Below are 15508 nucleotides of genomic sequence, written 5' to 3' on the forward strand. Positions count from 1 at the left end.
AAGGCAATGTTCTCAAGGAGCATTCAGGGAATGGCTTTATTCGCGAGAATGGGGACATGCGTTACGACCAATGGGGTGAAAATCGCCTCGAACCACTCTTCGGACTCGGCTTTACCATCTCGGGCCGAGATCTAAAGGATCGCTACTTGTTGACGGCACTCGCACCCGGGTCTTGGAACTCACCCCAAAGCGCGACTTAGGCCGCGCAATCGCGGGAAAAATACGGCTTTGGATTGATCAGGCGTCCTGGATGCCCGCCGTCAGGAGTTCGGGGCCACGGCAAAGCGTGTGACCACGACGGTTAACTACACAGATATAGCGCGTAACCTTCGTCTGAATCCGGAACTCTTCAAAGCAAAATGACCCAAAGGCACAAAGAAAGTTCGTCCCTAGTCGTTTTTAACGGCGCTAATCGAGCAAACGATAGCGCCGCCCACGAAGCTCGCTTTCAACGCAGGCCCCGTCAATGATTGCGGGACGTGCATGGGAGTCTCGCAACCACCGTCCGACCCTGCCCGCGAGCCCACTACTCCCGTCGTCCTCAACAGTCGCATCAACTCGCGAAATATCGCCTCGTGCCGAAACACGAAAATCTGCGTTAATTACAACCTTTACAGGGATGCCCGCGTCGATCAAAGAAGTCCACAGCGCTGAGTCCTCAGGAAGCTCGGCAGCAAGGGACATCTGCTTTCGAAGTGCCGCACCGTCTTCTTCTCCTGTGAGATCCCAGGCAAGCGCATAGGTATCGCAAGCCTGCCCCCACTTGGCGTTCCACTGCTGCCAGTTTCCCAGACGGAAATACAACAGAGCGCGGGTTGCCGCGGGCTGACTCTCCGAGGACTCTATGAGTTCCTCGAGTAGCTTTCGACCTTTGCCGTAGGTGAGCATCTGGCTACGCTGCATGAAATCAACCGCCGGATTGGTGGCATCTCCGGAGATTCCCGACATCAGGACAAAGTCAGTCCCCAGAAGCAAATAGAGATTTCGCAGATGGCTGAGCGATAAGGCCTCCCGCGCTGCGTAGTTGAGATCATCGCGCTGCAGCTGTGTCTCAAGCATATGCTCGTTGTCGTTATAAGCCTCAAAGAAGAGATTCATTTTACCGCGGGAGCGAGGATCGATAAAAATGGCACGGGCACGGGAGAAGTACGCCAGACTGTCGCGTAGGGCAGCAGCATCCAGTTCACCCTGCCCCATATCGTGAATACGAAACACGGAGCGCATGCTTTGCTGGGCCGATTCAAAATCCCCAATGGCCTGGTAACTATCCGCCAGGGCTTTTAGATAAGGGATCTGGGCGGGAGTCATAAGACCATCGTTGACCCGGACAATCTGCAGGGCTTTGCGATACGCATCCAAAGAGGCGGGGTGATTACAGAGCGAGGAATAAAGCTTCCCAAGTTCGCCAATAGGATCGGCTAGCTTCGGGTTGTAAGCGCCTGAATCCAAAAGCGCACTATCGAGTTCGTCCCGCAAACTATTCGCTTCTCCACGCATCAGCTGTCGATTGCCCTCACAGGCAACAGGAGCTGGCGTTGACTCAACGCTCACCAGCACATACTTGCGACCGAAATACTCGGGTAAATGGGCTTGCGCAGACACAGTCACAAATAACAGCAGCGACAATAACGATGACGTTAACGACGACAATAGCACTGCGCGTAGACGACGATTCTCAGGCAACTTGTTGTTCTCTTTGTTGTAAGCTATAGGACAACGATCTTGCGCTTAGTTTTTTGGCAACACGCTCCCCACTCGCAAGGGGTGGGTGATTACTAACAAACTAGAGCTTACAGCCTCAGGGAGAGATTCTCGATGGATATAAGAAAAACTCAGGGCCGCGGCCGCCTTTATGACAACATTCTGGATACGATCGGGGACACGCCCTGTATTCGTCTCAACCGAATCGCGCCAAAACACGTGCAGATATACGTCAAGGCCGAAGCCTTTAACCCCGGTGGTTCCGTGAAGGATCGTCTGGCGTTGAATATTATTGAGGCCGCGGAGCGCGAGGGGCGACTCGCACCAGGTCAAACGATCGTAGAGGCGACCTCCGGAAACACCGGTATCGGGCTTGCCATGGTTTGCGCGGCCAAAGGCTACCCCTTAGTGATCACCATGGCGGAGAGCTTCTCTGTGGAGCGCCGAAAACTGATGCGCTTTTTGGGCGCGCAGGTCGTCTTGACGCCCAAAGAGCACAAGGGTCTGGGCATGTATAACAAGGCGAAAGAACTGGCAGAGGCCAATGGCTGGTTCTTCGCAAGACAGTTTGAGACCGCCGATAACGCCGACATCCACGAAAACACCACGGGTCAGGAAATCGTCGCGGACTTTGATGGCGAGCGACTGGATTACTGGGTGACCGGTTACGGTACGGGGGGCACGGTCACGGGGGTTGCTCGAGTGCTTCGAGCGGCACGCCCGGAGGTCAAAATCATTCTTACCGAACCGGCGAATGCGGCCATCGTAGCCTCTGGCCACGCGCAGGAGCGCGATGAACAAGGCTCGCCCACGGTCAGTCACCCGGCCTTCGAGCCCCATCCTATTCAAGGCTGGACGCCGGACTTTATCCCCCTGGTGTTGCAAGAAACGCTGGACAAAGGTTTCTACGATGAACTTTTGCCCGTCGTCGGCGCTGATGGCATGGCCTGGTCCCGACGCCTCGCCGCAGAGGAAGGAATTTTTACCGGCGTATCCGGCGGCGCTACTCTGGCCATTGCCATACAAGTCGCCGAGACCGCGCCGGAAGGCTCGGTGATTCTGGTGATGCTACCGGATACCGGTGAGCGTTATCTGTCGACGCCTTTATTCGATGGCGTTGCAGAGATCATGACAGACGAAGAAATCGCCCTTTCGCAGTCAACGCCCGGACACCAGATCAGCTAGGGGTCGCTAACTGTGCACAACACTTTCCTGGCGGTCATCATTGCCTTGGGGCTGGTCACCAGTGGCGCTTTTATTGGTAACGGCCTTGAACGCTTTCGCATGGCTGATCGAAGCATCGTCATCAAAGGACTGGCCGAGCAGAGCGTGGACAGTGACTACGTCACCTGGCCTCTCACCGTGCGCCGGGCGGGCGATAGTTTTTTATCCGTGCAACAATCGCTCGCGGCTGATCGGGACAAATTGGTGGGCTTTCTTCACGGCCTAGGCTTTACCGGCTCAGAGATGGAGATACGCCCCCTAGTCGTCACGGATGCCTACTCCCGCGAGTATGCATCTTCAAACAGCCCAACTCGCTATAGCGGGTCCGCAGTCGTCATCGTTAATAGTGAGCGGGTTGCCGCGGTATCAGCCGCAGCATTGGCGACAGACCCTCTTATCGCGGCCGGTGTGCAGCTGGATTTGGGCACGGGGCCGAGCTATGCCCTGCGGGCATTCAATGATGCCAAAGGGCCGTTACTCAAAGCGGCCACCGAAAATGCGCGAGCACAGGCCGTCAAGTTTGCCAGCGAATCCAACGCCAGCCTTGGAGACCTCAAAAGCGCCAACCAGGGCATCATTCAAATCAGTGGCACCGGCGGCAACCCCTACGACAGCGCCTCAAGCAGAGAGAAGCGACTGCGCGTAGTGAGCACCTTTGTGTATTACCTTAAGTAGCTGAGTCAGCAAACGATCAGCCAAAATCACTAAAGTCATGCTTTGACAATGGGAGTTCGCGAACCCGTAAACCCGTGGCATCAAACACCGCATTGACCAATGCCGGTGCAATACCCGGCGTACCCGGTTCACCCGCGCCGCCCCAGGCCTCTCCACTGTTAATGATATGCGTCTCAATCACCGGAGAATCCTTCATGCGACCCATGGGGTAATCGTGAAAATTACTTTGCTGAACCGCACCATTCTCAATCGTAATCTCGCCATAGAGCGCCGCCGTCAAACCGAAACTCACACCAGATTCCATCTGCGCCGTAAGACCGTCGGGCGACACAGCAAAGCCTGCATCTACGGCAAGCACTACACGATCGACGCTCACCTTACCGTCGCGCACGCTGACATCTACAACCTGAGCAACCAGGGAACCAAAGGACTCCTGTAAGGAAATGCCACGACCCATACCCTGAGGCAGGTCTTCTCCCCAGCCCGCGCGCTCGGCAGCGGTACGCAGTACGTTCTGGTGTCGCGGCTTATCTGCGAGGAGGGACATGCGATATTCGTAGGGATCCTTGCCTGCTGCTACAGCGACCTCATCAAAAAAAGCCTCGGTAAAAAAGCCATGCTGCGAGTGATCAACACTCCGCCAAGCACCAAAAGGCACGTGCGTGGGACTGTCTACCGAGTGGATCTTTTGAGCGCTCACAGCATAGGGAATTGTCGGGGCTTCTGCAGGCTCATGTTTCTCGTGATAAACATTCTCCCAGGCTGTGATCTGACCGCCCGCATCCAGTGCAACCCTAAACCGCGACGCCACCGCAGGACGATAATGATCATGCCGAACATCTTCTTCCCGGGACCAAATCAACTTCACGGGCGCTCCCACAGCCCGAGCGATTTTCGCCGCCTGTATCGCAGAGTCCGACATTGAGCGACGACCAAAACCGCCCCCCATGTAATGCTGGTGTATCTGAACCTGCTCAACATCCATATCCATGGCATCGGCAACTTCATAGCGAAAACCCAAAGGATTCTGAGTGCCGATCCAAACCTGGCAGCTCTCATCGGTGACCAAAGCAGTGGCATTCATGGGCTCCATACAGGCATGGGCCAAATAAGGCACGCGATAGATGGCATCTAAGGTTGCGGCGGCGCTGGCCAAAGCCGCGGGCACATCGCCTTTATCTACATCGGCCTTACTGCTACCGCCATCCATACCGTGAGCCAGACTTTGATCAAACTGCCTGAACAAGGACTCGCTGCTAGTTAGATCGTTGTCGGTTTCTGACCAACGCGGCTTCAGTGTTTTGAGCGCCTCACTGGCATGCCAGTAACCGTCAGCCACCACTGCAACGGCATCTTCAAGAGACACAATCTGCGCTACGCCGGGCATGGCCTGCGCCTTCGCACTATCAACAGACACCAACTGGGCACCAAACACCGGCGCTGCAAGGATCGCCGCGTACTTCATGCCTTCTACCTGTGCGTCGATACCGAACACGGCGCTGCCATCTACTTTTGCGGGTATGTCCAGGCGCGGTGTGCTCTTGCCCATAACCCGAAATTGATCCGGCGTTTTAAGTGTGGGCGTCGCCGAGGGTGCCGTCTGAGAAGCGGCCAGCGCGAATTCGGCAAACGGAGCGCGCTTATCACTATTGCGGTCAATAATATGCGTGTCTTTCGCGTCTAGCTGCGAGACCGGGACACCCCAGGCGTCACTCGCTGCCTGAAGCAGTAACTCTCTGGCTGCGGCTCCGGCAACACGAACACCAGCAACACCCGTCGCGCGGATGGACGTACTGCCACCAGTAATCTGCATCTTCATCGCTTTGGCGACCTGCAATATGGCGCCATCAATAGTAGGCACCAAAGCCGCCGGTATATCGGCATCGCCCAGGAGAAAGCCCTTACCCAGCGCCCAGTTGGCATACTCATCAATTGCAGGAGCTTCCATAAACTCCATGTCTTCCCAGCTCGCATCCAATTCATCGGCAAGCATTTGGGTCAGCGCAGTATGCGCGCCCTGCCCCATTTCACTATGTGCCGCAATGAGCGTGACTTTGTTCGAAGGGTCAATTTTGACCCACATACTCACCAGTACTTCGCCATCATCGGTTACTTGCCCAGCAACCTTCGGCGCTCTATGACCGGGTCGTATGGCCACGCCTACCGCCAGAGCACCGCCGGCTAAAATCCCCGTGGTGATAAATGCGCGTCTCGTCCATTTACCCATGACTCGCGCCCTCATGATCTACTGCTAGCGTTGGATCGAAGGTCTGCACCGCCGAAGCTGTTTGCGCTGCCGCAAGCTTCACGGCACTTCGAATGCGGGGGTACATGCCACAGCGACAGACATTACCGGACATCGCCGCATCAATAGCTGCGTCATCGGGGTTCGGATTACTGTCTAAAAGGGCAGCGGCACTCATTAGTTGCCCTGACTGACAATAGCCACATTGAGGGACCTGCTTTTCTATCCACGCTTCCTGAAGGGGGTGCAAACCTTCTCCGGGAGCCAGATCCGCCAGGCCTTCAATGGTTGTGACCTCTCCGTTTGCGGCGGCTGCTACCGGCGTTACGCAACTGCGAATCGCCTTGCCGTTCAGATGCACGGTACAGGCACCACACTGGGCAATGCCGCAGCCAAATTTGGTGCCGGTCATGGCCAGATTCTCTCGGATGGCCCAAAGCAAGGGCATCTGCGGATCGACGTCCAGCTCCCGTTGCTCGCCATTTATTCGCAGACTGATCATTGTGTGCCTCTCTCTCCGAATCAGCTTCGATGTTGTCTTGCCTTATTCAATTCAAACGAATGCCCATCAAGCATCACAGCTCAGTGTTGTTCGCAAAATAGTTCTTGAGTGATTGCAATGCGCGCTTGGGAGTCTCTATAACTCTGGCGTTAGCGAGCCCGCTGGGGATATTGCCTCCCGGCTCCACATGAAACTCCCAGTGCAAAGCTGTACCGCCATCAGCTGCGACCAGCTCCCAGAGGCCAGCAGCGGCGCGAATGCGTACCGCATCCTTGGACTCCGGCACGGTATCGGGGGCCACACCCACGGTGATTTGAATGCCCTGTACAGTCCGCGTGAGCTTTTGGGTATAAACGGCATCACGGTCCTTTAATGGCCACGGTGCATCCGTGCGAACGTAGTTCGCCCAACGGTCACCCCCAAGCTCCAATCGTCGGGCTTCCAGGGTATCGGGAAACCAATCGGGGTAGCGCTCAACATCCTGAAGTCGCGCCAGCACTTCATCGGGAGTCGCCGCAATCAGCGCCTGGGCACGAAAAGCCTTGTAATCAGAACCAGCGACATCGCGCGTTTCCACGCGCACCCCGCCCTCATCAAACTGAGTCTCCCATTCACTGGACGTCGCAAAGCCTGCCCAAGTGATAGTAAGCAGCAGGGCCGCCATACGGCAGACGTGGGCAACGAGGTTCCTCATCGCTTTAGATCGGCTGCGCTATGACGCTCCAGCACCTGATCTTCCTCCGGACCCCAAGCCCGATTGACACAGCGTCCACGCACAACCCCGGGGCGCTCAAAAATCTCTTGCGCCCAGCGTAAAACATGGGTGTACGAAGTCACGTCTAAGAACTCTCCGGCCTCATAGAGTTTGCCCATCACTAGCGCGCCGTACCAGGGGAAGGTAGCGATGTCCGCGATGGTGTACTCATCGCCACACAGGAACCTGCGGTCTGCAAGATTGCGATCCAATACATCCAACTGACGCTTCACCTCCATGGCATAGCGATTGATGGGGTACTCGAACTTTTCTGGCGCATAGGCATAAAAATGACCAAAGCCACCGCCCAGAAACGGTGCGCTACCCATCTGCCACATTAACCACGAATAGCACTCTCCCCGCGAAGCAAGATCCTTGGGGAGAAACGCGCCAAACTTCTCGGCGAGATACATCAACATCGCGCCGCTCTCAAAAAGTCTCACCGGCGTATCGCCGCTACGATCCACCATTGCGGGAATTTTGGAGTTGGGGTTGATATCCACAAAGCCGCTAGAAAACTGAGCGCCCTCCTGAATATTGACCAGCCAGGCATCGTATTCCGCCTCGGAGATGCCCAGATGCAGGAGCTCTTCGAACATCACGGTGACTTTCACCCCATTGGGCGTAGCCAGTGAGTACAACTGAAAAGGATGCTCGCCAACCGGAAGCTCTTTCTCGTGGGTCGCACCAGCTATGGGTCGATTAATGCTGGCAAACTTGCCGCCGCTTTCGGTATCCCAAGTCCAAATCTTGGGTGGTTCGTATTGTGCATCGCTCATTGAGTAGAAATTCCTTTATTAGAAGTTGACCTGAAAACGGGCCCAGGCGCCGCGGCCGAAAGAGTCATACGCTACCATCGTTTCATGCATTTTTCGTCGAGCATTCACGTCGATCATGGAACCGGGCAACAGCGGGTCGCTATTGATCTGTCGAATCACCGCTTCGCCTAGCAAAAACGTCTCCCGCGCAAGGGTGTCGCTATGCTGAGCGGAGCCTCGCTGCATGCTTTCCTGCATGGCGTTGGTGAGTGCTCGATACCGTGATTCGAGATCATGCCTAGGCCAAAGTTCCTCTAAAGAGAGAGACTCCCCCAAAAGCGAATCGCCGCGAACAAGGATCGCTCTGCTCTCGAGGCCCAGCTCCACAAGACGTGATCGCGTTTGAGCAGGTGTTTCCAGGTAATTAGCGGGTCTGCACCAAAGGCCCGAACTGAGTGTGGCAAAGCCCACCAGCGCCAGCGCGCGCTCTCTGGTTGTCAAAGCAGTCTTGTCGCGTCGCCCCAGGTGCGCGGTGTGAACGAGCAACCACTGTCCGTCCCAGGGGCCAATACGTTGTTCCCTTGAGACCCAGCCCCGAGCCGTCTCGCTGAGCACTTTGCCTCGCTCACCGATGGCATAACGCCCTCGGGCAACACTTCGCAGAAAACCGGCTTTCACCAATCGTCCCAGTGCCACGCGCATAGAGGTGGGATCAATACCAAAGAGCAGTCCCCACTGAGCGTATTCCCGCGCACTGATTTCCTGAAGATCAGGAGAGCTCAGTAAAGAGAGCACCAGACGCTTTGGGGTCGGCGCCGCATGGGTTTTCGATTCAAACATCCATGGAGCTTAGCATCGAAAACATAACAAAAGATTACGCATAGTGTATTTCTGTGTTACTTTTTAGTCTGAGTAGATAGATAATAAAGAGTACTCGCATGAAAGCAGCAGACTACCTCAGTCGTGAAGAGATACAGGCTTATACCCGACGCAGCGATCTCATGGGTACCTGGCTGATACTTAAAAGCTGGCTGAGCATTGTCGCGATCTTTGCCATGGTTGCGTTCTGGACCAACCCGCTAACAGTGGTCCTCGCGATTCTCTTGCTCGGTGGACGCCAGTTGGGTCTGTCAATATTAATGCATGAAGCCGGACATAAGACACTCTTCAAAACCCAGAGGCTCAATGAAACTCTGGGACAGTGGCTTGGCGCATATCCCGTGCTTGGCGACTGTGATGCCTATGGCGCCTCGCACCGGGAGCATCACCGGCTCGCCGGCACAGATCAAGATCCCGATCTACCCAATTATCGCAAGTACCCCATTGCTGCGCAGAGTTTCCGACGCAAACTTCTCAGGGACATCAGTGGACAAACAGGTGTTAAGCAAGTCACGAGTTTGCTCAGCGGGGCGGGGAATCGCATCATGATGCGCAGCGGCGAAGGCGGTAGCGCCCTCCGTCAGGGCCTCATCGCAAACGCCGCCTTACTCAGTATCCTTTGGCTAAGTGGTGCTGCCTGGCTCTACCTTCTCTGGGTAGCGGCCTACCTGACAAGCTATCCCTTGGTCGCCCGTATTCGACAAGTCGCAGAACATGGCAATGTCCCTGCACTGTACGAACTCGATCCTCGCGGTAACACGCGCACGACTCGAGCGAACTGGCTGGAACGCTTGATCCTTTGCCCCAACAAGGTCAACTTCCACATCGAACATCACCTGCTCCCCAGCGTACCGCTGTGGCAACTCAACGCGCTGCACAACACGCTCAGTGCGCGAGGGTTTTACGCGGAGTATCCCCATGCCGTTGCGGATGGATACTGGAACGTCATCAAGCGAGTAGTGCCCGACATTCATCCCAGCGCGGCCGCCGCGGCCTAAAGCTTGCACCCTCTAAAGCTTCGTAAGCTACAGGCATTCTTCACGATGTAATCAGTCCTAGGCTTTTCCTTCTTCTTTTCTATACTGAAAAGACATCACAACAATAAGAAGGAGTACGCACATGGTATTTGATTACATGCTCTACCCCCCGATGTTAGGCGCGGCAGGGCTTGTCGTTGCGTTTGTCATCTATCACATCATGATCCGTCACAATCATGGCGACGGGAAAGTGAAGAAAATTGGCGACCAAATTCACCTCGGCGCTATGGTCTTTATGAAGCGCGAGTACAAAATGCTCGCGATGTTTTCCGCGGTATTGCTACTGGGCATTCTTGTATCGCCCCTGGGCACTGACACAGCTATCGCGTTCACCGCTGGCGCCGTGTCGTCGGCTACCGCCGGGCTTCTTGGCATGTTCGCTGCCACCAAAGCCAATGTTCGCACTGCCGTAGCGGCACACAATCACGGAGAGGCGCAGGCCTTAACCGTAGCCTTTTACGGCGGCTCTATCATGGGGCTTTGCGTCGCTTCTCTGGGCTTGATTGGTCTTGGCAGCCTCTACTATTACTTCGGTGGAGACCCCGAAACGACCCATGCTATCCATGGCTTTGGCATGGGAGCATCGGTCGTCGCTTTGTTCTCTCGTGTTGGCGGCGGCATTTTTACAAAAAGTGCCGACGTTGGAGCAGACCTTGTAGGAAAAATCGAAGCCGGCATTCCCGAAGATGACCCCCGCAACCCCGGAGTTATTGCGGACAACGTGGGGGATAACGTTGGGGATATCGCCGGCATGGGCTCAGATATTTTTGAATCCTACTGCGGCGCCATGATCGCCTGCATCGCTATCGCATCTACCATGGCCATCGATAAGCAGGCCGAGATGATGTTCTTGCCACTGGCACTGGCAAGTATCGGCTTACTCGCATCTGTGCTGGGTATTTTGGTCGTACGACTCCGCGCCAGCGCCGCACCTGAAGCTGCGCTGCGTACCGGCACTCTAATCGCACCCGCAGTGTTCGCCGGAATTGCCTGGTTGATGATGCAGGAAATGGGACTGGACATGAACATCTGGTGGTCAGTCGTGGCCGGCGCCGTCGGTGGTATTTTCATCGGATTGATTACCGAGTACTACACAGGCTCGCATCCGGTGCGCAAAATCGCTAAAGCGGGCGAAACAGGACCTGCCACGGTGATGATTAGTGGTCTCGCCATAGGTATGGAATCCGTTGTTCTGCCCGTGCTTTTTTTAGCAGCCATCATCTGGGTGTCTACAGAACTCTCAGGCTTGTACGGTGTTGGGATTGCTGCGGTAGGCATGCTTTCGACCGTGGGTATCACCATGGCAATTGATGCTTATGGTCCTGTGGCAGACAACGCTGGCGGCATCGCTGAGATGGCCGGTATGGGTGAAGAAACCCGACGTATTACTGATGGTCTCGATGAGGTTGGCAATACCACTGCAGCCATCGGTAAGGGCTTTGCTATTGGGGCTGCGGCACTGGCTGCGTTAGCGATCATCGCGGCCTTTGTGCAAACAGTGCAGGCGAATAATCCAGGCTTCTCTTTGGAACTCTCTGACCCTACTGTTTTAGTGGGCATGTTCATCGGAGGTACGATCCCCTTCCTTATCGCTTCGATCACCATGAATGCTGTGGGCGATGCTGCCTTCGATATGATTAACGAAATCCGCAGGCAGTTTCACGAAATTCCCGGCCTGCTCGAAGGCACTGCGGAGCCAGACACCGCTCGCTGCGTGGACATTGCGACCACCGCCGCGCTGCGGCGAATGATTCTTCCCGGAGCTATTGCCGTATCAGCACCTGTGGTCGTTGGCATGGGACTCGGAGCCGCATCACTGGGTGGCATGCTGGGAGGAGCGCTGCTAGGCTGCGTGCTCATGGCACTGATGATGGCTAACGCCGGAGGCGCCTGGGACAATGCCAAGAAGTATGTTGAAAAGGGCAATCACGGTGGCAAAGGATCACCCACGCACTCTGCCTGCGTAGTGGGTGACACGGTGGGAGATCCGTTCAAAGATACCTCTGGCCCAGCCATGAACATCCTGATCAATGTAATGGCAATTGTCAGTTTGGTAATAGCTCCATTGTTGTAACGGTTGTTTATAGCAATTGTTGCGGCAACGGTCGTAGCAACAATTGCTTTTGAAACACGTGTAAAAGGAACCATGCCGCCATGATTGAGGCTGATCTCGCTATTACCGGCGGCGAACTGCTTTGTATGACTGGGCAAAGCACAGGTGAATCGGGAACGGTGCCGACAGGCACCGTCCTCGTGTTTGGCAATCGTATTGTTGCCGTGGGCAGTGAATCGCAGATCGGTCCTTACACCGCCACCAAGACTATCGACGCCACGGACCAGGTCGTCATGCCGGGCTTTAGCAATTGCCACACGCACGTCGGGTCGAACGTATTACTGCGGGGTCTCAACGAAGACGCCAAACTCTTCGAGTGGTTGCAGAGCATGTGGCGACTCAAGCAAAACTTTGATCACGAGACTCTGCGTCTGGCCAGCCTCGCCGGGCTTGCAGAGATGGCGCTGGCAGGCATCACGAGTTTCAACGAGCATTTCGATGCGTACTCCGTGACGCCAGAGATTGACGCCCTGAAGACCATCCCCCTGCGCGCCACGCTAGGTTATGGATTTGCGGATATCGGCTTATATGGTGAGCTTGCCGACTGGTCTTATCGAGCACTCGACGGCTTCGGTGATATTGTGAGCCGCCACCACAACACCCTAGACGGACGCCTGCGCGTCGCTCTGTCCCCTCACGCCACCTACTCCTGTACAGACAAGCTTTGGCGCCGCTGTGCTGAGGTGGCCAAGGAGTATGAGCTTACAATTCACACGCATCTGTCCGAAGGGCAACAAGAACATCAATTCGTGGCCGACAATCACGACATGACACCAACGGCCTGGCTGCACAGCTTAGGCCTGCTGGCTCCCAACCTCACCGCCGCACACTGCACCACGCTAACTGACGATGACATCGCTCTCATGGCCGAACATCAAGTGAAAGTCGCGCACTGCCCCATCAGCAACGCTAAACTCTGTTCGGGCATCATGCCCATACGCAAACTCATGGCAGCCGGCGTTACCGTGGGACTCGCGACCGATGGACCGGCCAGTCACAACACGCTGGATATGTTTCAGGAAATGAAATTTGGCGCCATTACCCACAAAAACCACCACCTTGATCCAGAATTACTGACGGTGACCGACATGCTCGAAATGGGAACTCGCGAAGCCGCAAAGGCCATGCATCTGGATGAGGCCGGCACACTCGCGCCCGGGCAACTTGCGGACATCATTGTCGTCGATCTGAACAACGCCCATTGTGCGCCGCGCTATGATTCTCAGGCCGCGTTGGTGTATTCCAGCAGAGCCGATGATGTTGTGCACACTATTGTGAACGGTCAGGCCGTTGTCGAGAACGGTGTTCTTCAGGGTCTGGATCTGGGGGCCATGCTGGCAGAACTGCGCGATCGCGCCGCTTCTTTGCGTCAGCGAAGCCGTGCCTGACGATGCAGGATTCTCACAGCACGCATCCTGTCGACGAATGGCTGCCCCTGCGCTGGGCCCTACCTCTGGGTTTTCAGCAGCTCTTGGCCGCCTACGCGAGCATCATAATTGCGCCTTTGGTTCTTGCCAGCGCCCTGGGCTGGCCCCAGGAACAAACAACCTTCCTGCTTGCCTCAGGACTATTCGGTAGCGGTGTCGCAACACTCATTCAGTGCCTGGGCATCCCCGGGCTACCGATCGGCACGCGCTTACCCGTTGTGCAGGGCACGACTGTCGCGGTCATCCCCCCCCTTATAGCCATCGGCGCCAACGGTGACCTAACCGCCATGTTCGGAGGCACAATCGTTGGCGGCATCATATGCCTGCTCCTCGCAGGTTCCTGGAGCAAGCTACTGCGTTTCTTCCCGCCACTGGTCACTGGAACGGTTATTACGGTGATCGGTGTCAGCCTCATGCCCGTCGCCGTGATGTGGTTGAGCGGCGGACGGGGGTTTGGCGCGCAGGATACGAGTATTCAAGAAATCAGCTTAGGCTTGGGAACATTGCTACTGGTGTTACTGGTCATGCGTTTCGGCCATGATTTTTTAGCCCGCACTTCCATACTTGTGGGGCTAATTGCCGGAGGCGTCGCCGGCGCAGTCATGGGCATGTCCGACTTTAGCGGTGTATCGAGTGCGAGCTGGGTTAGCATCCCCCTGCCCTTTGCCTTTGGGCCGCCCACCTTTACCGTCGCGGCCTGCGCGGCAATGACCGTCACCATGCTGGTGACCATGGTGGAGTCCACCGGTGACTATCTGGCTATTGGTGAAGTCTGCGAACAAGAGGTGGATGAGGGGCGACTTGCCGCAGGTCTGCGTGCTGAAGGTCTGGGAACAATTATTGGTGGCCTATTCAACGCCTTTCCATTCACCACCTTCTCTCAAAACATCGGCGTTATTCGCGTATCCGGGGTGCGCAGTCGCTACGTAATCGCGGTTACAGGCGTGATGCTCATCGGGCTAAGTCTCGCGCCCAAGGCCGCCGCAATTGCAGCCAACATCCCGACTCCGGTGCTCGGCGGCTGCGGCCTCGTCTTGTTTGGCTCTATCGCTGCTACAGGCATTCAGACTCTGCGGCGCGTCGATTTTGAAAACACAGGCAATGTATTGACGGTTGGTATCAGCCTCAGTGCTGCGATGCTGGTCGTGGCTAACCCGATCTACTTTTCTGCATTGCCAAAAGCTGTGGCGGACATCCTCAACAACCCCATCACCCTGGGCGCGGTGAGTGCAGTGACCTTAAACCTACTGTTTAACGGTTCAGGTAAGGCTGAATAATGTCGTAGAGCGCCGGGCGCTGTTCGGCGACTTCGGCGGCACTCAGACCCTCCAGGGAATGCGGGTATTTTAGCCACTGATCCGTTTCGTGAAGGTAATAATCCGGTACACGATTGGTCACGTTGCGCGCGGGCTTGAAGTAGGGAACAGCCACCCGAATATCTTTGGGCGTATTTAGACGTGCTTTTTCCTCGATGTATCGAATCACCGCATCAATGGTACTACCGGTATCAAATACATCATCAACAATGAGCAAGCTATCCTCATTACGCAGCTTCTTGATCAGGTAGTTCATTCCGTGAATGCGGATTTCTGAGGATCGATCATCAATCTCCGGCTTGTACAACGAGGTGCGAATCGCAATGTGATCAGCCTCAATACCGCTGTATGCGAGCATCTCCTGCACCGCGACACCTACGGGCGCCCCGCCGCGCCAGATAGCGATCATCATCGTCGGCTTAAAACCGCTAGCCACCACTTTCGCGCCTAAACGACATGAATCTTCGAGGAGCTCCTGCGCGCTTAGGTAAACTTTTTCAGACATAGTCTTTCTCTCAATCGGGTCTTCGGTCAATTTAAAGCATCGAATCAGCATAGAACAGATTGCCTAATCGCGGAGCATTGGTATACGATCGAGTCAACCCTCGCGCGGTCGCCAGGTAAAAAAACTACTATTCCGCAAGCCATCGACCGCTATTCCCTGCACCGGGAGGTAGCATGAAGCACTACCTGGCAGCTGCGTTGCTTTGCGTATCGCAAAGCATCGCGGCACAGTCTTACGACTCTATCATTGGGGACTCTCTATCGCTGGGTGTGCCTAACGATCACTGGTTTTCTGTACGCGGCAGTGAAATCGCCTATCTTATAGACGGCGATGAAGGCACTGTTCAGGGCACGCTGACCCTGTCAATGTTTT

14 protein-coding genes and 1 pseudogene are annotated in these 15508 nt (G+C 55.7%); 8 read left to right on the forward strand and 7 right to left on the reverse strand.

What is annotated here, in order from left to right; genetic code table 11:
- Positions 1-200 (forward strand): hypothetical protein (locus ACI9KD_RS14310; RefSeq protein ID WP_414981853.1); only part of this gene is annotated, 200 nt, incomplete at its 5' end.
- 208 nt (positions 201-408) lie between these two features.
- On the opposite strand, the gene ACI9KD_RS14315 is transcribed toward ACI9KD_RS14310, so the two are convergent.
- Positions 409-1683 carry a tetratricopeptide repeat protein gene (locus tag ACI9KD_RS14315; RefSeq protein WP_414981854.1) on the reverse strand — a complete coding sequence of 425 codons (1275 nt, stop codon included), beginning with the start codon at positions 1681-1683 and terminating at the stop codon, positions 409-411.
- A gap of 132 nt (positions 1684-1815) precedes the next feature.
- On the opposite strand from ACI9KD_RS14315, the gene cysK reads away from it, so the two are divergent.
- Both cysK and ACI9KD_RS14325 read left to right on the forward strand, forming a co-directional pair.
- Positions 1816-2886 (forward strand): cysteine synthase A, encoded by a 1071-nt coding sequence (gene cysK, locus ACI9KD_RS14320; RefSeq protein ID WP_414981855.1) that lies wholly within the window; start codon positions 1816-1818, stop codon positions 2884-2886.
- A gap of 12 nt (positions 2887-2898) precedes the next feature.
- Positions 2899-3600: an SIMPL domain-containing protein gene (locus ACI9KD_RS14325; RefSeq protein ID WP_414981856.1), complete on the forward strand. Its 702-nt coding sequence runs from the start codon at positions 2899-2901 to the stop codon at positions 3598-3600.
- A 16-nt stretch (positions 3601-3616) separates the two neighbouring features.
- Here ACI9KD_RS14325 and ACI9KD_RS14330 read toward each other — a convergent pair whose 3' ends face one another.
- The 5 genes from ACI9KD_RS14330 to ACI9KD_RS14350 all read right to left on the reverse strand — a co-directional run bounded on the left by ACI9KD_RS14330 (position 3617) and on the right by ACI9KD_RS14350 (position 8699).
- Positions 3617-5827 carry a molybdopterin cofactor-binding domain-containing protein gene (locus ACI9KD_RS14330; protein ID WP_414981857.1) on the reverse strand — a complete coding sequence of 737 codons (2211 nt, stop codon included), beginning with the start codon at positions 5825-5827 and terminating at the stop codon, positions 3617-3619.
- Positions 5820-6347 (reverse strand): (2Fe-2S)-binding protein, encoded by a 528-nt coding sequence (locus ACI9KD_RS14335; protein ID WP_414981858.1) that lies wholly within the window; start codon positions 6345-6347, stop codon positions 5820-5822. The genes ACI9KD_RS14330 and ACI9KD_RS14335 overlap by 8 nt, the downstream gene beginning before the upstream one ends.
- Before the next feature lie 73 nt (positions 6348-6420).
- Positions 6421-7041: an SRPBCC family protein gene (locus tag ACI9KD_RS14340; RefSeq protein WP_414981859.1), complete on the reverse strand. Its 621-nt coding sequence runs from the start codon at positions 7039-7041 to the stop codon at positions 6421-6423.
- On the reverse strand, positions 7038-7880 hold the full coding sequence (gene yghU, locus ACI9KD_RS14345) for a glutathione-dependent disulfide-bond oxidoreductase (protein WP_414981860.1): 843 nt from the start codon (positions 7878-7880) through the stop codon (positions 7038-7040). Before yghU ends, ACI9KD_RS14340 begins: the two co-directional genes overlap by 4 nt.
- An 18-nt stretch (positions 7881-7898) precedes the next feature.
- On the reverse strand, positions 7899-8699 hold the full coding sequence (locus tag ACI9KD_RS14350; protein ID WP_414981861.1) for a PaaX: 801 nt from the start codon (positions 8697-8699) through the stop codon (positions 7899-7901).
- Positions 8700-8797: 98 nt separating this feature from the next.
- On the opposite strand from ACI9KD_RS14350, the gene ACI9KD_RS14355 reads away from it, so the two are divergent.
- From ACI9KD_RS14355 to ACI9KD_RS14370, 4 genes are all read left to right on the forward strand, one after another.
- The gene (locus ACI9KD_RS14355; RefSeq protein ID WP_414981862.1) at positions 8798-9736 is read left to right on the forward strand and encodes a fatty acid desaturase family protein; all 939 of its coding nucleotides are present in this window, start codon (positions 8798-8800) and stop codon (positions 9734-9736) included.
- A 121-nt stretch (positions 9737-9857) separates the two neighbouring features.
- Positions 9858-11849, forward strand: coding sequence for a sodium-translocating pyrophosphatase (locus ACI9KD_RS14360; protein WP_414981863.1), 1992 nt, complete (start codon positions 9858-9860; stop codon positions 11847-11849).
- Positions 11850-11929: 80 nt separating this feature from the next.
- Positions 11930-13276: an amidohydrolase family protein gene (locus tag ACI9KD_RS14365; protein ID WP_414981864.1), complete on the forward strand. Its 1347-nt coding sequence runs from the start codon at positions 11930-11932 to the stop codon at positions 13274-13276.
- 2 nt (positions 13277-13278) lie between these two features.
- Positions 13279-14592 (forward strand): nucleobase:cation symporter-2 family protein, encoded by a 1314-nt coding sequence (locus ACI9KD_RS14370; protein WP_414981865.1) that lies wholly within the window; start codon positions 13279-13281, stop codon positions 14590-14592.
- Here ACI9KD_RS14370 and ACI9KD_RS14375 read toward each other — a convergent pair.
- Positions 14567-15136, reverse strand: a complete 570-nt coding sequence (locus tag ACI9KD_RS14375; protein WP_414981866.1) for a phosphoribosyltransferase — start codon at positions 15134-15136, stop codon at positions 14567-14569. The genes ACI9KD_RS14370 and ACI9KD_RS14375 overlap by 26 nt on opposite strands.
- A gap of 173 nt (positions 15137-15309) precedes the next feature.
- Here ACI9KD_RS14375 and ACI9KD_RS14380 point away from each other — a divergent pair.
- Positions 15310-15508 (forward strand): annotated as a pseudogene (locus ACI9KD_RS14380) (methylamine utilization protein MauE); the annotation flags it as partial.

Origin of the sequence: Congregibacter sp., from assembly GCF_047617445.1 — a bacterium.
GTDB lineage: Bacteria > Pseudomonadota > Gammaproteobacteria > Pseudomonadales > Halieaceae > Congregibacter.